Origin of the sequence: Methylobacterium variabile, from assembly GCF_001043975.1 — a bacterium.
In the GTDB taxonomy this organism is placed as follows: Bacteria; Pseudomonadota; Alphaproteobacteria; order Rhizobiales; family Beijerinckiaceae; genus Methylobacterium; species Methylobacterium variabile.
The window spans coordinates 1-25,290 of the sequence record NZ_LABY01000022.1; the positions used below are offsets into that span (position 1 = coordinate 1).

At 71.0% G+C, this 25,290-nt stretch carries 30 protein-coding genes; 16 read left to right on the top strand and 14 right to left on the bottom strand.

The features are described from left to right. Window positions 1-173: 173 nt before the first annotated feature. The 11 genes from VQ02_RS03610 to ugpA all read left to right on the top strand — a co-directional run bounded on the left by VQ02_RS03610 (window position 174) and on the right by ugpA (window position 10,628). Window positions 174-458, top strand: coding sequence for a hypothetical protein (locus tag VQ02_RS03610; RefSeq protein ID WP_048442820.1), 285 nt, complete (start codon window positions 174-176; stop codon window positions 456-458). Window positions 459-482: 24 nt separating this feature from the next. Further along, a complete protein-coding gene (locus VQ02_RS03615; protein ID WP_048442796.1) occupies window positions 483-1,034 on the top strand; it encodes a Uma2 family endonuclease in 552 nt (183 codons plus the stop codon). Window positions 1,035-1,089: 55 nt separating this feature from the next. Further along, a complete protein-coding gene (locus tag VQ02_RS03620) occupies window positions 1,090-1,641 on the top strand; it encodes a Uma2 family endonuclease (RefSeq protein ID WP_048442797.1) in 552 nt (183 codons plus the stop codon). 76 nt (window positions 1,642-1,717) lie between these two features. After that, window positions 1,718-2,713 (top strand): adenosine kinase, encoded by a 996-nt coding sequence (locus VQ02_RS03625; protein WP_048442798.1) that lies wholly within the window; start codon window positions 1,718-1,720, stop codon window positions 2,711-2,713. A gap of 162 nt (window positions 2,714-2,875) precedes the next feature. Continuing rightward, complete coding sequence (gene ugpE / locus VQ02_RS03630; RefSeq protein WP_048442799.1) at window positions 2,876-3,718, top strand: sn-glycerol-3-phosphate ABC transporter permease UgpE; 843 nt, start codon at window positions 2,876-2,878, stop codon at window positions 3,716-3,718. 28 nt (window positions 3,719-3,746) lie between these two features. Further along, window positions 3,747-4,799 (top strand): ABC transporter ATP-binding protein, encoded by a 1,053-nt coding sequence (locus tag VQ02_RS03635; RefSeq protein ID WP_048442800.1) that lies wholly within the window; start codon window positions 3,747-3,749, stop codon window positions 4,797-4,799. 134 nt (window positions 4,800-4,933) lie between these two features. Further along, entirely contained in the window at window positions 4,934-6,106 is a 1,173-nt protein-coding gene (locus VQ02_RS03640) for a CaiB/BaiF CoA transferase family protein (RefSeq protein ID WP_048442801.1), read from the top strand. Between the two features lie 9 nt (window positions 6,107-6,115). Beyond that, window positions 6,116-6,340, top strand: a complete 225-nt coding sequence (locus VQ02_RS03645; RefSeq protein WP_048442802.1) for a hypothetical protein — start codon at window positions 6,116-6,118, stop codon at window positions 6,338-6,340. Between the two features lie 116 nt (window positions 6,341-6,456). Further along, entirely contained in the window at window positions 6,457-8,133 is a 1,677-nt protein-coding gene (locus tag VQ02_RS03650) for a thiamine pyrophosphate-binding protein (protein WP_048442821.1), read from the top strand. Window positions 8,134-8,416: 283 nt separating this feature from the next. Continuing rightward, complete coding sequence (gene ugpB / locus VQ02_RS03655; RefSeq protein WP_048442803.1) at window positions 8,417-9,739, top strand: sn-glycerol-3-phosphate ABC transporter substrate-binding protein UgpB; 1,323 nt, start codon at window positions 8,417-8,419, stop codon at window positions 9,737-9,739. A 4-nt stretch (window positions 9,740-9,743) separates the two neighbouring features. After that, window positions 9,744-10,628 (top strand): sn-glycerol-3-phosphate ABC transporter permease UgpA, encoded by an 885-nt coding sequence (gene ugpA / locus VQ02_RS03660; RefSeq protein WP_048442804.1) that lies wholly within the window; start codon window positions 9,744-9,746, stop codon window positions 10,626-10,628. Window positions 10,629-10,641: 13 nt separating this feature from the next. On the opposite strand, the gene VQ02_RS03665 is transcribed toward ugpA, so the two are convergent. From VQ02_RS03665 to VQ02_RS03680, 4 genes are all read right to left on the bottom strand, one after another. Beyond that, window positions 10,642-10,872 (bottom strand): hypothetical protein, encoded by a 231-nt coding sequence (locus VQ02_RS03665; protein ID WP_048442805.1) that lies wholly within the window; start codon window positions 10,870-10,872, stop codon window positions 10,642-10,644. A 187-nt stretch (window positions 10,873-11,059) separates the two neighbouring features. After that, window positions 11,060-11,275 (bottom strand): hypothetical protein, encoded by a 216-nt coding sequence (locus tag VQ02_RS03670; RefSeq protein WP_048442806.1) that lies wholly within the window; start codon window positions 11,273-11,275, stop codon window positions 11,060-11,062. A gap of 9 nt (window positions 11,276-11,284) precedes the next feature. Then, a complete protein-coding gene (locus VQ02_RS03675; protein ID WP_048442807.1) occupies window positions 11,285-11,953 on the bottom strand; it encodes an acyl-homoserine-lactone synthase in 669 nt (222 codons plus the stop codon). A gap of 436 nt (window positions 11,954-12,389) precedes the next feature. Then, on the bottom strand, window positions 12,390-13,127 hold the full coding sequence (locus VQ02_RS03680; RefSeq protein WP_053080200.1) for a helix-turn-helix transcriptional regulator: 738 nt from the start codon (window positions 13,125-13,127) through the stop codon (window positions 12,390-12,392). A gap of 206 nt (window positions 13,128-13,333) precedes the next feature. On the opposite strand from VQ02_RS03680, the gene purS reads away from it, so the two are divergent. Together purS and purQ are read left to right on the top strand one after the other, a co-directional pair. Continuing rightward, complete coding sequence (gene purS / locus VQ02_RS03685) at window positions 13,334-13,576, top strand: phosphoribosylformylglycinamidine synthase subunit PurS (RefSeq protein ID WP_048442808.1); 243 nt, start codon at window positions 13,334-13,336, stop codon at window positions 13,574-13,576. Beyond that, the gene (gene purQ, locus VQ02_RS03690) at window positions 13,573-14,259 is read left to right on the top strand and encodes a phosphoribosylformylglycinamidine synthase subunit PurQ (protein WP_048442809.1); all 687 of its coding nucleotides are present in this window, start codon (window positions 13,573-13,575) and stop codon (window positions 14,257-14,259) included. Before purS ends, purQ begins: the two co-directional genes overlap by 4 nt. Before the next feature lie 58 nt (window positions 14,260-14,317). Here purQ and VQ02_RS03695 read toward each other — a convergent pair whose 3' ends face one another. The 10 genes from VQ02_RS03695 to gap all read right to left on the bottom strand — a co-directional run bounded on the left by VQ02_RS03695 (window position 14,318) and on the right by gap (window position 22,806). Beyond that, on the bottom strand, window positions 14,318-14,863 hold the full coding sequence (locus tag VQ02_RS03695) for an adenine phosphoribosyltransferase (protein WP_048442810.1): 546 nt from the start codon (window positions 14,861-14,863) through the stop codon (window positions 14,318-14,320). A gap of 81 nt (window positions 14,864-14,944) precedes the next feature. Continuing rightward, a complete protein-coding gene (locus tag VQ02_RS03700) occupies window positions 14,945-15,739 on the bottom strand; it encodes an inositol monophosphatase family protein (protein WP_048442811.1) in 795 nt (264 codons plus the stop codon). Window positions 15,740-15,934: 195 nt separating this feature from the next. Continuing rightward, window positions 15,935-16,492, bottom strand: coding sequence for a hypothetical protein (locus VQ02_RS03705; protein ID WP_048442812.1), 558 nt, complete (start codon window positions 16,490-16,492; stop codon window positions 15,935-15,937). Window positions 16,493-16,574: 82 nt separating this feature from the next. Next, on the bottom strand, window positions 16,575-16,850 hold the full coding sequence (locus VQ02_RS03710; RefSeq protein ID WP_167350703.1) for a hypothetical protein: 276 nt from the start codon (window positions 16,848-16,850) through the stop codon (window positions 16,575-16,577). A 33-nt stretch (window positions 16,851-16,883) separates the two neighbouring features. Then, window positions 16,884-17,897, bottom strand: coding sequence for a tetratricopeptide repeat protein (locus VQ02_RS03715; RefSeq protein ID WP_083469027.1), 1,014 nt, complete (start codon window positions 17,895-17,897; stop codon window positions 16,884-16,886). 2 nt (window positions 17,898-17,899) lie between these two features. After that, complete coding sequence (locus VQ02_RS03720; protein WP_048442814.1) at window positions 17,900-18,610, bottom strand: thiamine phosphate synthase; 711 nt, start codon at window positions 18,608-18,610, stop codon at window positions 17,900-17,902. Between the two features lie 127 nt (window positions 18,611-18,737). Continuing rightward, a complete protein-coding gene (fba, locus tag VQ02_RS03725; RefSeq protein ID WP_048442815.1) occupies window positions 18,738-19,826 on the bottom strand; it encodes a class II fructose-bisphosphate aldolase in 1,089 nt (362 codons plus the stop codon). Window positions 19,827-19,913: 87 nt separating this feature from the next. Continuing rightward, window positions 19,914-21,116: a phosphoglycerate kinase gene (locus VQ02_RS03730; protein WP_048442816.1), complete on the bottom strand. Its 1,203-nt coding sequence runs from the start codon at window positions 21,114-21,116 to the stop codon at window positions 19,914-19,916. A 46-nt stretch (window positions 21,117-21,162) separates the two neighbouring features. Then, window positions 21,163-21,702 carry a hypothetical protein gene (locus tag VQ02_RS38955; RefSeq protein ID WP_245239617.1) on the bottom strand — a complete coding sequence of 180 codons (540 nt, stop codon included), beginning with the start codon at window positions 21,700-21,702 and terminating at the stop codon, window positions 21,163-21,165. 96 nt (window positions 21,703-21,798) lie between these two features. Beyond that, the gene (gap, locus tag VQ02_RS03740; RefSeq protein WP_048442817.1) at window positions 21,799-22,806 is read right to left on the bottom strand and encodes a type I glyceraldehyde-3-phosphate dehydrogenase; all 1,008 of its coding nucleotides are present in this window, start codon (window positions 22,804-22,806) and stop codon (window positions 21,799-21,801) included. A 568-nt stretch (window positions 22,807-23,374) separates the two neighbouring features. On the opposite strand from gap, the gene VQ02_RS03745 reads away from it, so the two are divergent. The 3 genes from VQ02_RS03745 to VQ02_RS03755 all read left to right on the top strand — a co-directional run. Next, on the top strand, window positions 23,375-24,529 hold the full coding sequence (locus VQ02_RS03745; RefSeq protein WP_048442818.1) for a GGDEF domain-containing protein: 1,155 nt from the start codon (window positions 23,375-23,377) through the stop codon (window positions 24,527-24,529). A gap of 110 nt (window positions 24,530-24,639) precedes the next feature. Next, window positions 24,640-24,927: a DUF4164 domain-containing protein gene (locus VQ02_RS03750; protein ID WP_048442819.1), complete on the top strand. Its 288-nt coding sequence runs from the start codon at window positions 24,640-24,642 to the stop codon at window positions 24,925-24,927. A gap of 80 nt (window positions 24,928-25,007) precedes the next feature. Beyond that, window positions 25,008-25,290, top strand: a 283-nt coding sequence (locus VQ02_RS03755; RefSeq protein ID WP_048442825.1) for a cell division protein ZapA, incomplete at its 3' end; no start/stop codon positions are given.

Consider the following 25,290-nt stretch of genomic DNA (forward strand, 5'->3'; position numbering starts at 1 on the left):
GTGGGTGGGCATTCGGGAACCGGGTGCAGTGCGGAATGCGCCACAGATAAGCCGCGAGCGGAGGTTTGACCCGATCCGCCGACCACACGATGGCGTGAGAGGCGTTCGCGGGCGCGAGAGCCCGCCTCGACAGGAGACCCGCCGTGCCGCGCACCGCCCTCGCCGCCCTCCTGATGCTGCTGACGCCGCTCGCGGCGCGGGCCGCCTGCACCGCCCCGGTGCCGCCGCCGGTGAGCGAGAAGCCGGCGAAGCCCGCCCTGCCGCAGAAGCCCGCCTGCCTCGACGCCAAGGGCGGCTGCCCGGGCTGGGAGGCCTACACCTACAACGACGGGATCAAGGCCTACAACGCGCAGCTCGGCCCCTACCGCACCAGCGCGGAGGCCTATGCCCGCAAGCTCAAGGCCTACGCGGATGGCAGCGTCGCCTACGCCAATTGCGAGATGCAGTCGCTGCAGTGACGGCGGCGTGGTAGCCTGTTCCGCATGGCCGGCCTGCCCCAGTCCCGCATGGATGTCGACGCGTTCCTCGCCTGGAGCGCGACGGTTCCGGGCCGCCACGAGCTCGTCGACGGCGAGGTCTTCGCCATGGCGCCGGAGCGAGCCCGGCATGCTCGCGTCAAGTTCGCCGTGCAATCCGCCCTCGATCGCGGCCTGGGGGCGCTCGGCTCGTCCTGCGAGATGCTGCCCGACGGCGTGACCGTACGGATCGATTCCCACACCGCCTACGAGCCGGACGCCCTCGTGTATTGCGGCCCCCGGATGGATCCCGACGCGGTCGAGGCGCCGCCGCCGGTGATCGTGGTCGAGGTGCTCTCGCCCGGGACCCGGTCGGTCGATGCGGGCGCCAAGCTCGCCGGCTACTTCCTGCTGCCCAGCGTCGTGCACTACCTGCTGGTCGATCCCCGGCGGGCCTGCGTGATCCATCATCGCCGGACCGGCGCGGCGATCGAGACCCGGATCGTCACCGGGGGAAGCCTGTCGCTCGACCCGCCCGGGATCGCGCTCGCGGTGGGAGACCTCTTCGGCGAGCGTTGACTGACCGGCGTGATATGATTCCTGCCGCAGGAATGCCACCGACAGGTTCAGTGCGATGAAGCCGCTTCCGCAGACCCGCATGAGCGTGGACGAGTACCTGGCCTGGAGCGAGGCGAATCCGGGGCGGTACGAACTCGTGCAGGGCGAGATTTTCCAGATGACGCCGCAACGCGTGCTGCACGCAGAAGTCAAGGCAGCCGTCTACATGGCGCTTCGGCGCGGCATCCGAGCAGCGAGCCTGCCCTGCCGGGCAATGCCGGACGGAATGACCGTCCGCATCGACGCACACACGGCCTACGAGCCGGACGCGCTGGTCTATTGCGGACCGCGCAGGGACTCCGATTCCGTCGAGGTCCCGAACCCAGTCATTGTGGTCGAAGTCCTGTCCCCTGGCATTCGCCGCACCGATGCGGTGGAAAAATTGGGCGGCTACTTCCGGGTGCCGGGCATCCACCATTACCTGATGGTCGATCCCGACCGGCGTACCGTCATCCATCATCGGCGCGCCGGGGACGGAATCGAGACCACCTGCGCGCAGGACGGCTCCCTCCTCCTCGACCCGCCGGGCCTCGAACTCTCGGTCGCCTCGCTGTTCGAGGAGCCTTGAGCCCACCGGACCGAGCTTGACCCCCCGGGCAGCGGATGCGACAGGCCGGACCGATTCCCTGCTCGCGAGCCGCTGCATGACCGCCTCCCTCGACCTCCTCGTCCTCGGCAACGCCATCGTCGACGTCATGGCCCGCACCGACGAGGCCTTCCTGGTGCGCGAGGGCGTGCACAAGGGCGCGATGCAGCTCATCGACGAGGCGCGGGCCGAGCACCTGTTCGGGGTGATGGGGCCGGCCACCATCGTGTCGGGCGGCTCGGGCGCCAACACGGCGGTCGGCGCGGCCTCCCTCGGCGCCCGCGCGGGCTTCATCGGCAAGGTGCGGAACGACGAGCTCGGCCGGCTGTTCGCCCACGACCTCAACGCCACCGGCGTGCAGTTCGGCGTCGCCCCGGCGACCGAGGGCCCGGCCACGGCGCGCTGCTTCGTGCTGGTGACGCCGGACGGCGAGCGCACCATGAACACGTATCTCGGCGCCTGCCAGGGCCTGAGCGCGGCGGATGTCGACGAGGAGACCGTCAGGAGCGCCCGCTTCGTCTACCTCGAGGGCTACCTCTGGGATCCGCCGGCCGCCAAGGAGGCGTTCCGCAAGGCGGCGCAGATCGCGCACGGCGCCGGCAACGCGGTGGCGCTCACCCTGTCGGACGCGTTCTGCGTCGACCGCTACCGCGACGAGTTCCTCGGGCTGATCCGCGACGGCAGCCTCGACATCCTGTTCGCCAACATCCACGAGCTGAAGAGCCTGTACCAGACCGCCGACGCCGAGACCGCGCTCTCGGCCCTGCGCCAGGAGACCGGGCTGCTGGGCGTGGTGACCCGCTCCGAGGAGGGCGCCCTGGTGGTGACCCGCGGCGAGACCCGCGCGGTGCCGGCCTCGCCCGTGCGCGAGGTGGTCGACACCACCGGCGCCGGCGACCTGTTCGCGGCGGGCTTCCTCGCCGGCCTCGCCCGCAACCTCGACCACGCCGATTGCGCCCGCCTCGGCGCCGTGGCGGCGGCGGAGGTGATCGGCCATATCGGCGCCCGGCCGCAGGCCGACCTCAAGGACCTGGCGGCCCAGGCGGGCCTGTAGCAGCGGGGAGACGGCGCCCTTTCCGTCCTCGGGAGGCGCGCCGTCAGGCGTGCGGCCGGCTTCGCGCTTCCGTCAGAGCTTGACGGGTGATAGGAGCCGTCGCACGCCCGTCACGCCGGTGCGGCACCGAAACAAGACGCCATCCGCCAGGGAGCGGCCCCGTTGGTCGAGAACCGCCGCTTCGGCAACCTGATCCCGCATCTCGTGCTCTCCCTCGGGGTCGCGGTCGTCGCCTTCCCGGTCTACCTCGCGCTCATCGGCTCGACGCACGACGCCGCCACCATCGCCAATGGCCAGATGCCGCTCTGGCCCGGCGGCAACGGGATCGAGACCTACCGGCGCGCGCTCACCGAGTCCGGCATGGCCGGGGCGCCGGTCGGGCTGATGCTCCTCAACAGCACGATCACGGCGCTCGCCATCGCGCTGGGGAAGATCTTCATCTCGCTCCTGTCGGCCTACGCGCTGATCTACTTCCGCTTCCCCTTCCGGCAGACCGCCTTCTGGGCGATCTTCGTCACCCTGATGCTGCCGGTCGAGGTGCGGATCTACCCGACCTACAAGGTCGCGGCCGACCTCTCGCTGCTCGACACCTATGCCGGCCTCGCCCTGCCGCTGATCGCCTCGGCGACCGCGACGCTGCTCTTCCGCCAGTTCTTCCTCACGGTGCCGAACGAGCTCGTCGAGGCCTCCCGCATCGACGGCGCCGGGCCGGTGCGGTTCTTCCTCGACACCCTGCTGCCGCTCTCGCGCACCACCATGGCGGCCCTGTTCGTGATCCAGTTCCTCTACGGCTGGAACCAGTATCTCTGGCCGCTCCTCGTCACCACCCGCGACGACATGCAGACGGTGGTGATCGGCCTGCGCAAGATGACCTCGATCACCGACCAGCTCACCGAGTGGCAGATCGTGATGGCAACCGCCGTGCTGGCGATGGTGCCGCCGGTCGTGGTGGTGTTCGCGATGCAGAAGCTGTTCGTGCGCGGACTGGTGGAGACCGAGAAGTGACCCTTCCTCGCACAATCGGGTGCCCGTGATGGCCGGCCTCGCCCTCGACCAACTGCGCAAGACCTATTCCGGCGGCGTCGAGGCCGTGCGCGGCGTCTCGCTCGACGTGCCGGACGGCGCCTTCTGCGTCCTCGTCGGCCCCTCGGGCTGCGGCAAGTCGACGGTGCTGCGGATGATCGCCGGCCTCGAGACCGTGACCTCGGGGGCGATCACCATCGGCGGGCGCACCGTCAACACGGTCGAGCCCGCCGACCGCGACATCGCGATGGTGTTCCAGAACTACGCGCTCTACCCGCACATGCGCGTCTACGACAACCTGGCCTACGGGTTGCGCAACCGCGGCACACCGAAGCCGGAGATCGAGACCCGGGTGCGGGAGGCCGCGCGGCTGCTCGGCCTCGAGGCGATGCTGACGCGCTATCCGCGCCAGCTCTCCGGCGGCCAGCGCCAGCGCGTCGCCATGGGGCGGGCGATCGTGCGCAAGCCCCAGGTCTTCCTGTTCGACGAGCCGCTCTCGAACCTCGACGCCAAGCTCCGGGTGCAGATGCGGGTCGAGATCCGCCGCCTGCAGCGCCAGCTCGGCGTGACCACGGTCTACGTCACCCACGACCAGGTCGAGGCGATGACGATGGCCGACCGGCTGGTGGTGATGAATGGCGGCCAGATCGAGCAGGTCGGCACCCCGATCGAGATCTACCGCCGCCCCGCCACCCGCTACGTCGCGACCTTCATGGGCTCGCCGCCGATGAACATCCTCCCGGCCGAAGCCGTGGCGGGGGGCGTGCGGATCGACGGCACGGTCATTCCCGTCGCCGGGATCGCTCCCGGCACCCCGGTTGAGGCCGGAATCCGGCCCGAGGACCTGCGGCTCGCCGCGGACGGGCTCGCCTTCCGGGTCGCCTTCGTGGAGGAGCTCGGCGCGACGCGACTGCTGCACGGCCCCCTCGCCGGGACCGACGTGGCGGTGCAGGTGCCGGCGGGTTCCGCGCCCCAGGAGGGCGACACCGTGCGCCTCGCCATCGACGCGGGCGCCCTGCACCTGTTCGATCCCGCGACCGGACGTCGGCTGGCGCAGGGCTGACCGGAGCCGGAGGGGCATTCCCGCCGGCAAAGCCGCATCGTATGCAGCAGGACGCAACCAGGCGGGGCTTGCCTCGGCAAGAGGAGCCCCTGCGTCATCCCGGAACGGGGACGCGTCAACGGGAGGCTTTCGCCGTGCACAAACCCCTCGCCGGCATCAAGGTGCTCGAGCTCGCCCGCATCCTGGCCGGGCCCTGGATCGGCCAGCTCCTGGCGGATCTCGGCGCCGACGTGGTGAAGGTCGAGCGGCCGGTGGTCGGCGACGACACCCGCTCCTGGGGCCCGCCCTTCGTCGAGGGGGCGGATGGCGGCAAGCTCTCGGCCTCGTACTTCCACTCGGCGAACCGCGGCAAGCGCTCGGTCGCGGCCGATTTCGAGACCGAGGAAGGCCGCGCCGTGGTGCGCCGGCTCGCCGCCCACGCCGACGTGGTGATCGAGAACTTCAAGGTCGGCGGCCTGAAGAAGTACGGCCTCGACCACGAATCCCTGAGCGCCCTCAACCCGCGGCTCATCACCTGCTCGGTCACCGGCTTCGGCCAGGACGGTCCCTACGCGCCGCGGGCGGGCTACGACTTCATGATCCAGGGCCTCGGCGGGATCATGTCGCTCACCGGCGAGCCCGCCGGCGAGCCGGTCAAGACCGCGGTCGCCTTCGCGGACGTGTTCACCGGGGTCTACGGCACCGTCGCGATCCTCGCCGCCCTCCAGGGCCGCCACGCCACGGGCAAGGGCTGCCACATCGACATGGCGCTCCTCGACACGCAGGTGTCGGTCCTCGGCAACCAGGCGCTGGTCTACCTCGTGTCGGGGCTGCTGCCGCCCCGGATGGGCAACGAGCACACCAGCATCGTGCCCTACCAGGTCTTCCCGACATCTGATGGCCACATCATCGTCGCCTGCGGCAACGACGGGCAGTTCCAGAAGTTCTGCGGTGTCCTCGGCACCACCTGGCACCTCGACCCGGACTACGCCACCAATCCGGGCCGGGTCACCCGCCGCGACGTGCTGATCCCGCTGATCGCCGCCGAGACGAGCCGGCACAGCAAGGCCGATCTCCTCGCGCGCCTCGGCGCCGTCAACGTGCCGGTCGGCCCGATCAACGACCTCGCCGAGGTCTTCGCCGATCCGCAGGTGGTGCATCGCGGCCTGCGCCTCGACCTGCCCGACCCGCGGGCGAAGGGCGGCACGATCCCGAGCGTGCGCTCGCCGATCGTCATCGACGGCGTGCCGATGGCGGCCGAGACCGCCTCGCCGCAGGTCGGGGACCACACCGAGAGCGTGCTGGCGGACCCGGCGTGGGGTGGGTGACGGGAACCGATGATTCGCGCAGAGAATGCCCGGAGCGGCAACGCTTCGTCAGAGAGGAAGCTGGCCGATGGCGGGCCCCTGGCGGAGGGCTTTCACGATATGGAAGTTCGCCTGACGCGTCGACTCAACACGACCAGGCGCGACATCATCATGGCGACCGCTGGCTTACTCACCTTGCAGGCTATCGCGAATATCGCTGCGATCACTTGGTTCATTTTGATTTACACAAGCTGAGGCGGCAACAGGATAGGGCACGGGATCCCCGCTCCCGTGTGGGAGAGGGGAGATCCTGCGCGATCCTTCCCGGAGGCAGGCCGCGCCGAGATCGACGCATGATGGAGCACACGCCCATGACCGACGCCCCCCACCCCCGCACCGGCGGGCAGATCCTGGTGGACCAGCTCGCCCGCCACGGCGTCGGCGACATCTTCTGCGTCCCCGGCGAGAGCTACCTGGCGGTGCTCGACGCGCTGCACGACGCCGAGATCCGCCTCACCGTCTGCCGCCAGGAGGGCGGGGCTGCCATGATGGCGGAGGCACACGGCAAGCTCACGGGCAAGCCCGGCATCTGCTTCGTCACCCGCGGCCCCGGCGCCACCAACGCCTCGCCCGGCCTGCACATCGCCCGGCAGGACTCGACCCCGATGATCCTGTTCGTCGGCCAGATCGAGCGGGCGGCGCGCGAGCGCGAGGCGTTCCAGGAGCTCGACTACCGGGCGGTGTTCGGCACCATCGCCAAGTGGGTGACGGAGGTCGACAGCGCCGACCGGCTGCCGGAGCTGATCGCCCGGGCCTTCCACGTCGCCACCGCCGGCCGGCCCGGCCCGGTGGTGATCGCTCTCCCCGAGGACATGCTGACCGAGACGGCGACCGTCCCGGACGCTCCCGCCTTCCGGCCGGTCGAGACCCATCCGGCGCTCGCCCAGATGGTCGCGCTCCAGACCATGCTGGCGCAGGCGGAAAAACCCTTCGCGATCCTCGGCGGAAGCCGCTGGTCGGCGGAAGCCGTGCGTCGCTTCGCCCGCTTCGCCGACCTCCTCTCGCTCCCCGTCGCCTGCTCGTTCCGGCGCCAGGGCACCATCCCGGCCGACCACCGCTGCTACGCCGGCGATCTCGGCCTCGGCGTTAACCCGAAGCTGCTGGCCCGGATCAAGGAGGCCGACCTCCTGCTCCTCGTCGGCGGGCGGCTGTCTGAGATCCCGTCGCAGGGCTACACGCTCCTCGACATACCCGGCCCGCGCCAGCGCCTGGTCCACGTCCACCCCGACCCGGAGGAGCTGGGGCGGGTCTACAGCCCGGCGCTCGCCATCAATGCGAGCCCGACCGCCTTCGCGGCGGCGATCGAGACGGTGCAGCCGCCCAGCGCCCTGCCCTGGGCCGCCGGCACCGAGGCGCTGCACGCCGACTACCTGACCTGGAGCGATCCAACCCGGATCACAACCCCGGGCACGCTCCAGCTCGGCGGGGTGATGGCGCACTTGCGCGAGGCGCTGCCGGCGGACGCGATCCTGTGCAACGGCGCGGGCAACTTCGCCACCTGGGTTCACCGCTTCTGGCCGTTTCGCGTCCATGACGGCCAGCTCGCCCCGACCTCGGGCTCGATGGGCTATGGCGTGCCCGCCGCCATCGGCGCCAAGCGCCTGCTGCCGGACCGCACCGTGGTGTGCGTGTCGGGCGACGGCGACTTCCTGATGAACGGCCAGGACTTCGCCACCGCCGTCCAGTACGACCTCCCCGTCATCATCATCCTGGTCGACAACGGGATGTACGGAACGATCCGGATGCACCAGGAGCGCGAATATCCCGGCCGCGTCTCCGGCACCGCGCTCAAGAACCCCGACTTCGCCGCCTACGCCCGGGCCTTCGGCGGCTACGGCGAGCGGGTCGAGCGCACCGAGGACTTCCCGGCGGCGCTGGCGCGGGCGATAAAATCCGGCCTGCCGGCGATCCTGCACTGCCCGATCGACCCCGAGGCGATCACCCCGACCACCACGATCCAGGCCCTGCGCAATCGGCCGCGATCATAGTCTGCGAACCCCGGTCCGAGCGGCCACAGCAGCATTGCGACCCTCCGCGTCATCCCTGGGCCGCACAGCGGAACCCGGGATGACCTTGAGGATCCAGATTCCGCTGGTTAGGTCGAACAGCCCCCCGCTACCGCACTTGTCGGCCCGTCGCGGCTGTGCTTAGCCAGCTACTAACAAGCGCCTGCCGCCGAGACGGCGCGGGCCGCGTTGCCGCCGGCGCGCCTGTCGTCGGAGTGTCACGCGGGCCCCGCATGAGAGGCCGCGCACAGGAGAGGACAATTCGATGGCCCCCACCACGACCATCCGCATCGTGCTCGCCGGCCTCGGGCTGGCGGCCGCCGCGACCCCGGCGCTCGCCGTGACCGAGCTGCAATGGTGGCATGCGATGACGGGCGCCAACAACGACGCGGTCAACCGCCTCGCCGAGGAGTTCAACGCCTCGCAGAGCGACTACAAGGTGGTGCCCACCTACAAGGGCAATTACGGCGAGACGCTGAATGCCGGCATCGCGGCGTTCCGGGCCGGCACCGCGCCGCACATCATGCAGGTGTTCGAGGTCGGCACCGCCACGATGATGTCCGCCAAGGGCGCGGTGAAGCCGGTCTACCAGCTGATGAAGGACGCCGGCGAGCCCTTCGATCCGAAGGCCTACCTGCCGGCCATCACCGGCTACTACTCGACGACGTCGGGCGACATGCTGTCGTTCCCGTTCAACTCCTCGTCGATGGTGATGTGGGTCAACACCGACGCCCTGAAGACGATCGGGCTCACCGAGGCGCCCAAGACCTGGCCGGACCTGTTCGCGGCGGCCAAGAAGCTGCGGGCGGGCGGCTTCCCGAATTGCGGCTTCTCGACCACCTGGGTCACCTGGCTGAACCTCGAGCAGCTCTCGGCCTGGCACAACGTGCCGCTCGCCACCAAGGCCAACGGGATGGACGGCCTCGACGCCACGCTCGAGATCAACGGGCCGGTGCAGGTCAAGCACATCGCCAACCTGGCCGAGGCGCAGAAGGACAAGACCTTCGATTATTCGGGCCGCTACGACAGCGGCTTCGGCCGCTTCACCGCCGGCGAGTGCCCGATCATGTTCGGGTCCTCGGGCTCCTACGGCACCGTGCGGGGCAACGCCAAGTTCGGCTGGGCCGCCGCCCCGATGCCCTACTACCCCGACGTGCCGGGCGCGCCGCAGAACAGCATCATCGGCGGCGCCTCGCTCTGGGTGATGGGCGGCAAGAAGCCCGACGAGTACAAGGGCGTGGCGAAGTTCTTCACCTTCCTGTCCGACACCGACCGGCAGGCGAAGCTGCACCAGACCACCGGCTACATGCCGATCACCAGGGCGGCCTACGAGAAGTCGAAGGCGGAGGGCTTCTACGACAAGAACCCGGCCCTCGAGGTTCCGATCAAGGAGCTGACCAACAAGCCGCCGACCGAGAATTCCCGGGGCCTGCGCCTCGGCAACCTGCCGCAGATGCGCGACCTGTGGGCCGAGGAGATCGAGGCCGCGCTCGCCGGCAAGAAGACCGCCAAGCAGGCCCTCGACGAGGCGGCGACCCGCGGGAACGCGATGCTGCGCCAGTTCGAGAAGCAGGCCGGCGGACGCTGATCGCATGAGCCCCGAGCGCGTCACCTTCGGAGGCTGGCTGCTGCCGGCGGCGCTGATCGCGCCGCAGCTCCTGATCGTCGGCCTGTTCTTCTACTGGCCGGCCCTCCAGGCGGTCTGGCAGTCGTTCCAGATGCAGGACGCGTTCGGGCTCTCGACCGAGTTCGTCTGGTTCGAGAACTACCGGGCCCTGTTCACCGACCCGGCCTACTACCAGGCTCTCGTCACCACGCTGATCTTCGCGGCGGCGGTGGCGGGGCTCTCGCTCGGCTTCGCCCTGCTGCTGGCCGCGATGGCGGACCGGGAGATCCGGGGTGCCGGGATCTACCGCACCCTCCTGATCTGGCCCTACGCAGTGGCGCCCGCCGTGGCGGGCGTGCTGTTCGGCTTCCTGTTCCAGCCCGGCCTCGGCCTCGTCGCCCGCGGCCTCACCCAGCTCGGCATCCCGTGGAACCCGCTGCTGGACGGGAACCACGCCCTGATCCTGGTGGTGATGGCGGCGGCCTGGAAGCAGGTCTCCTACAACTTCCTGTTCTTCCTGGCGGGGCTCCAGGCGATCCCCGCCAGCGTGATCGAGGCGGCGGCGATCGACGGGGCAGGCCCGGCGCGACGGTTCTGGACCATCGTGTTCCCGCTGCTCTCGCCGACCACCTTCTTCCTGATGGTGGTCAACGTCGTCTATGCCTTCTGCGAGACGTTCGGCGTCATCGACGTGCTGACCCATGGCGGCCCGGGCCGGGCGACCCAGACCCTGGTCTACAAGGTCTACCAGGACGGCCGCATCGGCGCCGACCTCGGCGGCTCGGCGGCGCAGTCGGTGGTGCTGATGGCGATCGTGATCGGGCTCACCGCCATTCAGTTCCGCTACGTCGAGAAGCGGGTGGCGTACTGAGAGGCGCCTCCGGTCAGGACGGCATCGCCCGGTCGGGCTCGTCGTCGTCGCCGAAGCCGAGCTCGTCGAAGACCGCCTCGGCCGCGTGCATCAGCGCCTTCACGGAGGGCAGCTCGCGGATGCGCGGGCTCGCGGTCTGTTGCAGGTCGAGGATCCCGGCGGCGAGCCGCAGGACCTGGATCTCGGCGTGGGTGGCCTGCGAGAGGTCGGACAGGTGATAGGAGGAGTTGCTCGCAATCGACATGGGGGGATGTGCCCGGTGAGGTGAGGAACGCGTCGGGATTCGGCCGGGCGGCCGCGGAGGTGGAGGGACGCGCTTCCGGAGGACGACGTCCGGAAACGCCTCGGGCGCTCGCGCCGCGCATGAGCGATGGCGACATCCGCATCGCGCAGCGATCAATCGGCCGTCGCATGAAGGGGAACACGGAGCGTCACGACGGTTGCTCCTCCTCCGCGAGCATCCCGCCCGTCGGCGCATAGGTGCGGCCGACGTGCCAGAGCGCGAGGCGGATCAGGTCCGTCGCGACCGGATCCCTGCAGGCCACCGCCAGGTGGTGCGCGTGGATCAGGTGCGCCGCCAGACGGTCGGAGACCGATCGCTCCTCGGCGGGCGGCACTTCGATGTCATCGTAACCGTCGGTCGGCATCCATCCATCTCAAGCCGAGAGAGCGCGGTCGGATGCGGGGTGGTCGTAGCAGGGCACGGGCCTCTTCGGACGGACCAGGGACGGCGCGTCGATCCCGTAGACGGCCCGGGTCGCCTGCAGGGCCTTCTCGGTCATCTCGATCGTGAAGGCGCAGATCGACAGCCCCTCGTGGGCGAGGGGCAGGCCCAGGGGCCGCGGGCGCCAGCCGAGGGCCGAGACCTTCGGGATCCAGTACGCCTCGGCGACCACGTTCATGCGCGGGATGCGCTGATCGAGGCAGTACTCCACCATGCCCGCCGCGACGATGCCGGCCACCCGCGACAGCCGCTTGTCCTCGCGGAAGCGGGGCGCGACGAAGAACCGGGTCCACTCCCAGATCTCCGGCGCCCGCTCGAAGCCGCGCTCCCTGGCCAGTTGCGGAAACACCTCGCTCAGCAGCGTCGGCCCCAGGGACGGCAGCAGGCGCGTGCCCCCCGCGACCTCGCCGTCCGCCCCGATGGCGAGGAGGTACACCGTGCTGTCGGTGTCGAACTGGTCGATCTCGCGCCCGTTGGTCGCGCGCAGCGCACTCCACCTCTGCTCGTCGATGTAGATTTTCTTGCGCAGAACGTAGTGCTGATCGATGGCATCCGCGTATGCATCGCGGTTCGTTCGATCGATGACGTGAAGCCGGATCATGCGGGTATCTCTCTCGCTCTGGCAGCATTCGCGCAGATGAGAGGACTCCTCGGTATCCCGAAAAATGGGGAGGGGATCGCTGACCCTCACCGCATGCCGGTCGATAGGCCGTTCGGACGACCCAATCATGGTGGGGGCGGGGACGGGCGCTGCGGCCACGAAGACTTGACGAGCCGAGGCTTGTCGGTGGCCGTGCACGCAGGCCTACTGGCGGAGGAAGGCATGCCATCAGCCCTGAACTGATGAGATGCGCTCGCGGATGGCCGCAGGCAGGCCGCGGTGGATTCGTCCCGGCCTGGGGGCAAGGATCCGAGGTGGCTCGATGCTCCCGTCGGGCTCGGGCCGCTGGCCTTGAGATCTGCAACCGCGCATGATCGCGATGCGGGGCCTGACGAGGAGAGAGCGGAGAGCCCCGCCCTACCTGCGGCGAAGAAGGCTAGAGCGTGATCTCGCGCCGCCGCAGGGCTTCCACCACCGTATGGGTGGTGTTGCGGGTGCCGATCTTCAGGCGGGCGTTCTTGAGATGCGTATTGACGGTCTGGCTGGAGATGCCGAGGATGTCGGCGACCTCCTCCGACGTGCGGCCGAGCGCCGCCCAGGACAGCACGTCGCGCTCGCGGACGCTGAGGAGCCGGCCGGTGGGCTTGCGTCGCTTGGCCGTCGTGCGCTCAGCCGCTCCCCAGGCGTACAGCCCGAGCATGTGGACGCCGCGGCGGACCCGCGGGGGCATCTCGATCCGCTCCCCCGCCAAGGACACTACGGCCTGGAAGCCCATCGCGTCGTGGATCGGCACGCAGAAGCCGGCCGCCATGCCGTGCTCCGTCGCCTCGTCCATCACCCGGCGGGCGCGCAGGAGGATCTCCGGCTCGTAGTATACCTCGGTCCAGGCGAACGGCTCGATCGTCCGGTAGCAGTGCCGCACCACCGGATCGTAGCGGTAATGGCCGACCCGATCGTAATGCGACAGCCAACCCCTCGGCCAGATGCTGAGCAGGACATTGGGTCCCAGCCGCTCGCTCGGCTGCGGCAACCGGGTGATCGTGAAATACGTGAAGCCGCAATCCTTGACGAGTGCGAGCACGCGTTGCTGCACATCGAGCGGGTCCGACATGTCATCGAAACCGTCGATCAGATCGAATGCCTGATGGATGAACGCGTCGTCGGCGTCCGACATGACTCACCCCTGAACCCCACGCAGCCCTCGCGCGAAGCGAATCCGACGATCCCGCGACACCCGCCGGCCCGGATGAGTATTAGAATCCCGCCAGCAAAGATCAATGCGCGCCCTCGCGGCGCGTCAGCGCCGCGCCCGACGTTGCCTCAGGCCACGTTCCGCACTATCGGGAGCCGAGAAGCCCTCCGCTGCCGAAGGTCTGGCCGATGAAAGCGCGCGTCACCGTCACCCTGAAGACCGGCGTCCTCGATCCCCAGGGCAAGGCGATCGAAGGGGCGCTGCGCTCCCTGGGGATAACCGGCATCGCCGGCGTGCGCCAGGGCAAGTTCTTCGAGATCGAGGTCGAGGCCGCCGACGAGGCCGCCGCCGAGGCAACCGTGAAAACCGCCTGCGACCGGCTGCTCGCCAACACCGTGGTCGAGAACTACCGCGTCGAGATCGCCCGATGAAGGCCGTCATCGTCGTCTTCCCGGGCTCCAACCGCGACGGGGACGTCGCCCGGGCCCTGCGTCTTTCCGGCGCCGAGGTGGCCTCGGTCTGGCACACCGAGACCGCGCTCCCCCCCGGCACCGATCTCGCGGTCCTGCCCGGCGGCTTCTCCTACGGCGACTACCTGCGCTGCGGCGCCATCGCGGGGCGCGCCCATGCCATGGACGCGGTGCGGGCCCATGCCGCCCGGGGCGGGCTGGTGCTGGGCATCTGCAACGGCTTCCAGATCCTGTGCGAGTCCGGCCTCCTGCCGGGCGTGCTGATGCGCAACGTCAACCGCCGCTTCATCTGCCACCGGCAGACCCTGCGGGTCGAGCGCACCGACACGGCCTTCACCCGCGCCTACGCACCGCATCAGGTGATCGACGTCTGCGTCGCTCACGGCGAGGGCAACTACTTCGCCGATCCGGAGACGATCGCGCGGATCGAGGGCGAGGGCCGGGTGGCGTTCCGCTACTGCGACGCCGCCGGGGAGCTGACCGTGGCGGCCAACCGCAACGGCTCGCTCAACTCGATCGCCGGGATCTACTCCGAGAACCGCAACGTGCTCGGCCTGATGCCGCACCCGGAGAACTTCGTCGAGGGCCTGGTCGGCGGCACCGACGGGCGCGGGCTGTTCGAGAGCCTGGCCAAGGCAGCCTGAGGAGGCCAGCCCGAGCGGGACGATTGTCGGGGGCGGGCCGCGAGGCCCGCCTTTCTCGTCAGTGCCCCTCGAACTCGATCAGGGTGCGCACCGGCAGGTCGAGGGCGCGCAGGCGCTCGGCGCCGCCGAGCTCCGGCAGGTCGATGACGAAGCAGGCCGCCACCACCTCGGCACCGATCTGGCGGAGCAGGTTGACCGCGGCGATGGCGGTGCCGCCGGTGGCGATCAAGTCGTCGACCAGGATCACCCGGTCGCCGGGCCTCACCGCGTCGGAGTGGATCTCCATCTCGTCGGTGCCGTATTCGAGGGCGTAGGCGATCGAGACCGTGGTGTGGGGCAGCTTGCCCTTCTTGCGGATCGGCACGAAGCCCGAGGAGAGCTGGTGCGCGATCGCGCCGCCGAGGATGAAGCCCCGCGCCTCGATGCCGGCGACCTGGTCGATCCGGCCGCCCGCGAAGGGGTGCACCAGCTCGTCCACCGCGCGCCGGAAGGCGCGGGCGTCGCCGAGCAAGGTGGTGATGTCGCGAAAGACGATGCCCGGCTTCGGGTAATCCGGGATCGAGCGGATCGCGTCCTTGAGGGCGGACAGGGTGCGCGGGTCCATGCGGAGCCTTGGTGTGAGGGTTTCGCGGGGCGTTAGGCCGGAACGCCCGGGCTGACCAGGGGCCGACCGGGCGTTCCGAGTTCAGGCGCCGACCTTGCGCAGGATGGCGACGAGCTCGCGCTGCAGCACTTCGTTGCCGCAGGCGACCGAGCGGGCGGTCATCGGGTCGGCGCCGCCGTCGGCGCTGCTGGCGAAGCCCCCGGCCTCGCGCACCAGGAGCAGGCCCGCGGCCATGTCCCAGGTCTGGATGTCGCGCTCCCAGTAGAGGTCGGCCCGGCCGCAGGCGACGGCGGCGAGGTCGAGGGCGGCCGAGCCGGTCTGGCGCACGCCGCCGGTCACCGCCATCACGGCGGCGAGCTCCTTGAGCAGGCGCGGGTGGCTGCCGCGGCCGAGATAGGGCGAGCCGTAGAGCGCGAGGCTGTCGGCCAGGTCCTGCCGCCCGGCGACGCGCAGGCGCTTGTTGTTGAGGAAGGCGCCCTTGCCGCGCTCGGCGATGTAGAGCTCGTCCTTGATCGGCTCGTAGATCACCGCCGCGACGATCGTGCCCTCGCGCTCGAGCCCGACCGAAATGCAGAAATGCGGCACGCCGTGCAGGAAGTTGGTGGTGCCGTCGAGGGGGTCGACGTGCCAGGTATGGGTCTTGTCCTGGCCCTCGATGACCCCGCTCTCCTCCATCACCAGGCCGTAGCCCGGCCGCGCCTTCATCAAGGCCTCGCGCAAGGTGGCCTCGGCCTTGCGGTCGGCGGCGGAGACGAAGTCGCCCGGCCCCTTGCGGGAGACCTGCAGGTTCTCGATCTCGCCGAAGTCGCGCTTGAGCCCGCGCGCCGCCTTGCGCACGGCGTCGACCATCACGGTCATCAGGGGGGAGACGATCATCGGGCGGCGGCTCCCGGGAAGCGGGTCGGGGTCATGGGTTTTCCTCGGTAGCGGGCGCGGTTGCCCTGCATGACGCGAAACGAGAATGGAGAGCCGCCCGCACCTCGCCGGCACGGGCAGCGCCGCTGACGGATGCCTCTAAGCCGCATCGCGCGGCCTGTCACATCGGTTCGCAGAGAAAATCCCGTCGGCAGCTCACACCGGAACCGGTGAAGGACCTCCGGAGCCGGAGCCCGCACCACCGAGACCCGGACCTATCCCGCCAAACAGGAGGTCCAGCCGTGCCGGCAGCCCGTGTCGGCGCCGGACCACGTCCCGCGTCACCCGGTCGACCGCCACCTCGTCGGCGTGCAGCAGCAGCAGCGCCATGAGCCCTTGCGTCAGCGCCGCCCTGCAATCGAAGGCGAGGCTCGCATCGCGGGCCGCCAGTCGATCGAGGGCTTGGTCGACGGGATCGTCGGGGTCCGGCCCATCATCGGGTCGGGTCGAACCGACGAACGCCGCGACCCGGGCTCGGCCGACGGTTGGTTCGGCCAGGGCAGCGGCCTGATTGTAGAGCACGGCCTTGATGACGGCAGGGACGTTCTCGTCCGCGAGGGCCCGTTCGGTGATCGCGAGGCAGCGCGACAGATCCGTCAGCGCCTCGTCGAGCATCCGGGCCTTCCGGCGCGCATCGGACGTGGCTCGGACGAGTTCCCGAGCCGACAGCGTCGCGAGCGCGAGAATCGCGATGACGATAGCCGCTTCCTGCATGATCAGAACCGTGTCGCGGATGGTCGAGGCTGAAGATAGGCACGCTCACGAGGTTTGTCGCGGTCACGCCGCTCCGGCTGCCTTACGTCGACTTTTTCGCTCTCTCGATCACCCGCTTTCCACCGCGCCGAGCCTCGATCTCCAGCTCGGCCTTCTTGGTGCGGAGCGCGATGTAGGCATCCACGGCGTTACGCAGGAGCCAGAGCAGGCAGAAGCCGCAACCCGCAGCAACCGTCCAGGCGGGGGGCGCACCGACCGCCAGCGCCCCGAACGTCCCGAGGATCGCCAAGGCGAAGACCAAGCCATCAGGTCCGAACCGCCTCAGGCCCTTGACCGCCTCGCTCAATGCACGATCCACGATACCCTCCGGCGGCGGATGCGCGCTGCCCGCTCACGGCCCCATCCGGTCCGCCGCCAGCCGCTCGGCGCGGGTCCTCTCCTCGGGGGTGAGCCCGGCCACGGCCTGGGCCAGCCAGGCGTCGGAGAGCCCCTGCGCCCGGGCGGCCATGTCCCAGGCCGCGGCCTCGACGAGGTTCTTGGGCACGCCGCGGCCGCTGGCGTAGAGGCGGGCGACGCGGTTCTGGGCCACGGCGTTGCCCCGGAAGGCGGCGTGGCGGAAGTAGCGCGCGGCCCGGGCCTCGTCCTTCTGGATGCCCTCGCCGTTGAACAGCAGGATCGAGAACTCGACCTCCCCGGCGAGGTCGCCGTTGTCGGCGGCGCGGCGGAACCACTCGGCCGCCTTGACCGGGTCCTTCGCCATCCCGCGGCCCTGGAGGTAGAGCACGCCCAGCGCGTGCTGGGCCGCGGCCAGCTCCTGGTGGGCGGCCCGGCGCAGGAGGTCGGCGGCCCGGGCGAGGTCGGCCGGCTGGCCGCTGCCGATCAGGATCAGCGCGAGGTTGTAGCTCGCGGTGGCGTCGGCCCGGGCGGCGGCCTTCTCCAGCAGGGCGCGGCCGGCGGCCGGGTCCTTGGGCACGCCGCGGCCCTCGATCTGCATCATGCCGAGGGTCGCGGCAGCGTGAGGATCGCCGAGATTGGCGGCCAGCCGGTACCACTCCGCCGCCCGCGCCGGATCCTGACGCACGCCGAGGCCCTGGCTGTAGAGCTCCGCCAGCAGGGTCATGGCGGGGAAGTCGGTCTTGTTCGTCTCCAGCCGCTTCGTCGCCTCCTTGAACGCGGTGACGTAGAAGCCGCGCTGGTAGGCGCCGTAGGCGAGGTCGGCGTTCGGGTCGTTGGAGGGCGCGGGCGGCAGCGAGGACGCTCCGGGCAGGGTCTGGCTGGACGTGCCGAGGGTGGGAATCTGGGGTGCGGGCGTCGCCGGCGCCGGCGTCGGCTTGGCCGCGACGGGTCCGGCCGCGAGGCCCAGGGCCCCGAGCAGCGTCAGCGCCCGGAGGCGGGGGCTGCGCATCCTCACCCCTCCCCGGCCGCCGGGCGGCTCTGCAGGAGCGCCTGCGCCTCGGCCACTGCGGCCTCGCCCCCCTCCCCCGCCCAGAGCGCGGGATCGAGGCCGATGAACTCGGCCCCGGTCGCCACGAGGTCGGGAACCGCCGCGAGGTCGCGGGCAAGCGCGATGCAGGGCGTCTCGAAGATCTCGACCCACCAGGTCAGCCGCGCGACGAGGTCGTCGAGAGCGAGGTTCGGGTCGTCGCCGAACAGGACGTAGTCGGCTCCGGCCTCGCCGGCCTCCATGGCGGCGTGCTTGCTGCGCACGCGCCCGACCCCGAGGATGCGACCGTCGCGCAGGCGCTCGCGCAGGGCGCGCAGCGGGCTCTCGCCCTCGTCCTCCTCGTCGTCGTCGGTCTCCGAGGCGGGCTCCGCCTCCGGGAGATCCGCGGCCCCGTAATTCGCCGGCACGTGGACGCCGTCGGCGCCGCTGCGGGCCGCCACCGTGGCGAGGTCGGTGCCGCCGCCGCCGCCGATCACCAGGGCCGCGCCGGCCTCCTGCACCGCCGGGGCGACGGCCTTGACGGCGTTCACCAGCGCGCGCTCGTCGCCCTGCGGCAGGCGCAGGATCACCGCGGCAACGTCGCCGGCCGCGACCGCGCGCGCGAGGCGCGCCGAGAGGTCCGGGCCAGCGTCAGGGGCCGTGAGGAGGATCAGGCGGGTCTGAGGGTCGGCCATCGGGTCTTACAGCGAAACCTTGGGGGTTGGCGAAAATGCGAGGGGCGGACGACCAATCGGCCGCCCGCCCTGCTGCATCGGAATGTGGGCGGCGTTGCGGCGCGGGAGGCCCGCGCCGCGCGGGCCGTTACTCCGCGGCGGCCTTCTGGCCGCCGGCGAAGGACGGGTCGAGCTTGCCGGCGGCGTAGCGCTTGGCCATCTCGGACAGCGCGACCGGCCGGATCTTGCCGGCGTGGCCCGCCGTGCCGAACTCCTCGAAGCGCTGCTTGCAGAGCTTCGTCATCGCGTCCATGGCCGGCTTCAGGTACTTGCGCGGGTCGAACTCGGCCTTGTTCTCCTGCAGGATCTTGCGGATCTGGCCGGTCATCGCCATCCGGTTGTCGGTGTCGATGTTGATCTTGCGCACGCCGTGCTTGATGCCGCGCTGGATCTCCTCGACCGGCACGCCCCAGGTCGGCTTCATCTCGCCGCCGTACTGGTTGATGATGTCCTGCAGGTCCTGCGGGACCGACGAGGAGCCGTGCATCACCAGATGGGTGTTGGGCAGGCGGCGGTGGATCTCCTCGATCACGTGCATCGCCAGCACCGCGCCGTCGGGCTTGCGGGTGAACTTGTAGGCGCCGTGCGAGGTGCCCATGGCGACCGCAAGGGCGTCGACCTTGGTGGCGGCGACGAACTTCTCGGCTTCCGCCGGGTCGGTCAGGAGCTGGTCGTGCGAGAGGGTGCCCTCCGCGCCGTGGCCGTCCTCGGCCTCGCCCTGGCCGCTCTCGAGCGAGCCGAGCACGCCGAGCTCGCCCTCGACCGAGCAGCCGGCCCAGTGCGCCATCTCGGTCACCTTGCGGGTGATCTCGACGTTGTAGTTGTAGTCCGCCGGGGTCTTGCCGTCGGCCTTGAGCGAGCCGTCCATCATCACCGAGGTGAAGCCGTACTGGATCGCGGTGGCGCAGGTCGCCTCGTTGTTCCCGTGGTCGAGGTGCATGCAGACCGGGATGTGGGGATAGATCTCGACGAGGCCGTCGATCAGCTTGGCCAGCACCACGTCGTTGGCGTAGGCGCGGGCGCCGCGGCTGGCCTGCAGGATCACCGGCGAGTCGGTGGCGTCGGCCGCCGCCATGATGGCGAGGCCCTGCTCCATGTTGTTGATGTTGAAGGCCGGCACCCCGTAGCCGTGCTCGGCGGCGTGGTCGAGAAGCTGCCTGAGCGTGATGCGCGCCATGTCGAAATCCCTCCGAGACTGTCTTGATGCCGTACTATAGCGGACGAGCCGGCCGGCGTCTTACGCCAGCCGACCTGAACCGTACCCTCACGCTTTCTGGCGCAGCGCGTCGACGCCCGGGAGCGGCTTGCCCTCGAGCCACTCGAGGAAGGCGCCTCCGGCGGTCGAGACGTAGGTGAAGTCGTCGGCCACGCCCGCGTGGTTGAGCGCCGCCACCGTGTCGCCGCCGCCCGCCACCGAGACGAGCTGGCCGGCCTTGGTGCGCGCCGCCGCGTGGCGGGCCGCCGCCACCGTGCCCTGGTCGAAGGGCGCGATCTCGAAGGCGCCGACGGGACCGTTCCACACCAGGGTCCTGGCGTCGTCGATCGCCGCCGCGATCCGGTCCACCGACAGGCTGCCGATGTCGAGGATCATGCCGGTCTCGGGGATCGCGTCGACCCCGTAGGTGTGGTGCGGCGCGCCGGCCTTGAACTCCTCCGCCACCACGCCGTCCACCGGCAGGATGATGGCGCAGTTCTTCTCCCGCGCGGCGTCGATGATCGCCTGCGCGGTGCCGGCGAGGTCGCGCTCACACAGCGACTTGCCGACGCCGAGGCCGGCGGCGTGCAGGAAGGTGTTGGCCATGCCGCCGCCGATCACCAGGGCGTCGACCTTGGCGACGAGGTTCTTCAGGAGGTCGATCTTGGTCGAGACCTTGGAGCCGCCGACGATCGCCACCACCGGCCGGGCCGGGGCCTCGAGGCCCTTGGTGAGCGCGTCGAGCTCGGCCTGCATCAGGCGCCCGGCATAGGCCGGCAGCACGTGGGCGAGCCCTTCCGTCGAGGCGTGCGCCCGGTGGGCGGCCGAGAACGCCTCGTTGACGTAGACGTCGCCGTTCTCGGCCAGCGCCTTGACGAAGTCGGGGTCGTTCTTCTCCTCGCCGGCGTGGAAGCGGGTATTTTCCAGCATCAGGACGTCGCCGTCCTTCAGGGCCGCGACCGCAGCGGCGGCCGCCTCGCCGACGCAATCCTCCGCGAAGGCGACCGGGCGGCCGAGCTCGCGGGCGGTGGCCTCGGCGATCGGGCGCAGGGACTCGGCCGCGACCGGCTTGCCCTTCGGGCGGCCGAAATGGGCGAGCAGGATCACCTTGCCGCCGGCCTGCGCGATCTCCCGGATGGTCGGCAGCACGCGCAGGATGCGGGTGGCGTCGGTGACGCGGCCCTGGTCCATCGGCACGTTGAAGTCGACGCGCACCAGGACGCGCTTGCCCGTCAGGTCGCCGGCATCGTCGAGGGTACGGAAACGGGTCATCGGCGGGGGCACCTTGTCAGGGAAATGGCGGGGTGGCGGCAGCGCGTCAGCGCAGCGGGATCAGGGACTGAAGATTGAGGCGCTGGGCCACCAGGGTCAGGACCACCGTCAGCACAGCGGTGATCACGGCGGTGAGCACCAGGGCGCCGATGCCGGGCAGGCCGCGGGTGCGCTCGGACAGGGCCCGCACCTCGCTGCGCAGGGCCGCGAGGTCGGCCTGGCGGGCGGCCTCGTTCATCCGGGCGCCGGCGGCCTCGACCCGGTCCTCGACCCGGGTGAGCAGCGCCTCGGAGCGGGCGTACTTGTCCTCGATCCGCGAGGCCTTGTCCTCGATGCGGGCGAGCTGGTCGGCGACCTGGGTCGGCAGCGCGACGGCGATCCGGGCGGGTGCGCCGGCCTGTGCCGGCGGCGGGACGGCGGGCGGAGCCGCGGCAGGTGCCGGCGCGACCTGTGCCGGGGCGCCTTGCGCCGGCGCGGCCGGGCTCGCGCCGCCCTGCGGCGCGGAGGGCGGGGTCGGGGCCTGGCCCTGGAGCAGGGCGAGGTCGGTGGCGTTCCCGGGGCGGGTGGAGGGCGCGGCGTCGGTCATCGGCGGGTCCTCGGGGCCAGAAGGCGGCCCCGTCGCGGGGCCGCCCGAAGAACGGGGGCCAGCGCCGAGGCGCCGGCCCGTCGCATCTGCCTCGGCTCAGATCAGCTTCGCCATCGCGATGGCGGTGTCGGCCATGCGGTTCGAGAAGCCCCACTCGTTGTCGTACCAGGACAGCACCCGCACGAAGTTGCCGTCCATCACCTTGGTCTGGTCGATGTGGAAGGTCGACGAGTGCGGGTCGTGGTTGAAGTCGATCGAGACGTTCGGGGCCTCGGTGAAGCCGAGCACGCCCTTGAGCGGGCCGTTCGCCGCCGCCTTGATCGCCTCGTTGATCTCGGAGACCGAAGTGGCGCGCTTGGCGTTGAACTTGAAGTCGACGACGGAGACGTTCGGGGTGGGCACGCGGATCGCGGTGCCGTCGAGGCGGCCGTTCAGCTCCGGCAGCACCAGCCCGACGGCCTTGGCGGCGCCGGTCGAGGTCGGGATCATCGACAGGGCCGCGGCGCGGGCCCGGTAGAGATCCTTGTGCATCTGGTCCAGCGACGGCTGGTCGTTGGTGTAGGAGTGGATCGTGGTCATGAAGCCGCGCTCGATACCGACGGTGTCGTTGAGCACCTTGGCGACCGGGGCGAGGCAGTTGGTGGTGCACGAGGCGTTGGAGACCACCAGGTGGTCGGCCGTCAGCTTGTCGTGGTTGACGCCGTAGACCACCGTGAGGTCGGCACCGTCGGCGGGAGCCGAGACGAGGACGCGCTTGGCGCCGGCCTCGAGATGCAGCTTCGCCTTGTCCTTCGAGGTGAAGATGCCGGTGCACTCGAGGGCGATGTCGACGCCCAGCTCGCGGTGGGGCAGCTCGGCCGGGTTCTTGACCGCGGTGACGCGGATGCGCTGGCCGTCGACGACGATGTGGTCGCCCTCGACCGAGACGGTGCCCGGGAACTTGCCGTGGACCGAATCGAAGCGCAGCAGGTGGGCGTTGGTCTCGACCGGGCCGAGATCGTTGATGGCCACGACCTCGATGTCGGTGCGGCCGGCCTCCTTGATGGCGCGCAGGACGTTGCGGCCGATGCGTCCGAAGCCGTTGATGGCGACCTTGACCGTCATGTGTTCTCTCCCGTGTGAGTAGCGTGGCGAAGGAGGTGGGGGGCGGGAACGCCCCGCGGCGGGCCGGGACGCGCGCCCGGTGCGGCGGCGGCCTCGCGCGTCGCCCGGGGCGGTCGCGCCGCTCGGACGAGGGGGCGCCGATCTGGATTCGGGGAGAGCCGGCCGCGGCCGGCGGAGCCCGTCGCGCTCGCTGCCTCACACGCGCCGGCCGCCCCGGCGGGGACGGCACTGGCGGGGAGCACGGGAGGCGTCACGGCAGCTCGTTCTGTCAGTCCGCCGGCGACAGCCGCCCGGCGCGGGCGCCGGCTTCCTAACATGGCGCCGGGGCGTGTCAAACCCGGAGGCTCCCTGGGGAAAACCGGGCGTTCCGGGGCGCGCGTCACGGCTGCCTCCCCGGCCGCCGGGCCTTGACACCTTCCGCAACGCGAGGGGAAGCCGCATCCGGCCGGCCCGGACCGGGTTCAGGCGCTCCTTAACCTTGCCGGCGTGATGGGCGAGGGACGACGGAACCTGTAACCCGAAACGAGCCCGTCGGCGTGTAGGTCGATGGGTGCAGGTGACGACAGCGATGCAGATCGATCTTCCCACCCTCTACTACCTGACGATCGGAACGCTCCTGGTCGCCGTCGCGATGACGCTCTGGGAGCGGCAGGCCCATCCCCGGCGGGCGCGCGAGCTCGGCGCGTGGGCCTGCGCCTACCTCGCCTTCGCGGCGGGCTGCGTCGTGGCGATGAACCGGGCCCACTTCCCGGGCTTCACCGGCTGGGGGCTCGCCAACATCCTGTTCGTGCTGGGCTACCTGATGATCCTGCACGGCGTCGTCCGCCTCGACGGCCCGGCGCGGCTCCGGCACCCGGCCGCCCTGCTCGCCGCCCTGGCGCTCCTGTGGGTCACGGTCGGCTTCCACGTCCCCGGGCTGTTCTGGAACTACGTCGCCTCGCTGCCGATCGCCCTCGCCTGCGGGCTGACCGCCTGGACGCTCCTGCGCAGCCGCACGGCCCGGAACCTGCGCTCGCGCCCGGTCGTCGTCGCGGTCGCGGCCGGGCACGGCCTGTTCAACCTCGCCCGGGCGCTCCTGACCCCGCTCCTCGTCGCCGCCTACGGCGAGGAGCTGCTGCCGGTCTTCGGCAAGATGACGATGTACGAGGGCGTCCTGTTCTCCGTCGCCATGCCGATGAGCCTGCTGGCGCTCGTGCGCGAGGAGGCGCAGGGACAGCTCGCGGCCGCGGCGCGGACGGACTACCTCACCGGGCTCTCCAACCGCCATGGCTTCTTCGAGGAGGGCGCGCGGATCCTCGACCGCCGGGAGCCGCACCGGCCGGCGGCGCTCCTCGCCTTCGACCTCGACCATTTCAAGGCGATCAACGACCGCCACGGTCACGCCGCCGGCGACGCGGTGCTGGGGCTGTTCGCCCGGGTCGCCCGCGAGGCCGCCGGACCGGACGCGGTGCTGGCCCGCCTCGGCGGCGAGGAATTCGCCGCCCTTCTCCCCGGCCTGGACGTCGCCGCGGCGCGGACGGTCGGCGAGGGCATCGCCCGCCGCTTCGCCGAGGCGGCGGCGCACCGCGACGGCCCCGGCATCCCGGCGACGGTCAGCGTCGGCCTCGCGACGGCGCAGACCGGGCTCTCCGACCTGTCGGCCCTGCTCTCGGCTGCCGACCGCGCCCTCTACCGGGCCAAGGCCGGCGGCCGGAACCGCCTGGAGATTGCCGCCGCGGCGTGAGCGTTCCCCGCCATCCCCAGGCCGTCGGGCACGGCGATTGCGAGGCGCGGCCCGGCCCTTTAGGGTTTCGCCGCAGTAACGGCGTTCGTATCAAGGTTCTGGAGGTGAGCATGACCGCAGCGGTGGAGGAAGCGCTGCGCCGCCTCGAAGCCTCGGTCGCCCTGCTCGAATCCGCGGTGGCGCGCAGGCTCGACGCGGAGCGCAGCCACAGCGACCTCGAGACCGAGCTGGAGATCATGCGCGACGACCGGGCCCGGCTGGCGGCCGAGCTGGACGGGGCGACGGCGCGCCTCGCCGAGATGCAGGCGGTGACCGAGGAGGTGGACCACCGCCTCGGCCGGGCGATCGGCACCGTCGAGGGCGTGCTCGGCCGCTCCGGCGAGCCGCGGGAGGACTGAGCCCGGCTGGCCCGGCCGAGACAACCGTTCGGAACCGTGTTTCATGCGTTCGAGGAGGGCCCGATGCCCCAGGTGACCCGATGCCTCAAGTGACCGTCACCATCGCCGGCAAGACCTACCGCATGGCCTGCGGCGAGGGCGAGGAGCGCCACCTGGAGGGGCTGGCCGCGAGCTTCGACGCCCGCATCGGCGACATGCGCAAGGCCTTCGGCGAGATCGGCGACATGCGCCTGCACGTCATGGCGGCGCTCACCCTGGCGGACGAGCTGGCGGAATCCAAGCGGCGGATGGAGGCGATGGAGCGCGAGACCGCCTCCTTGCGCGAATCCACGAATGCCGGCAGCGCCGAGCGCGAGGCCGCCG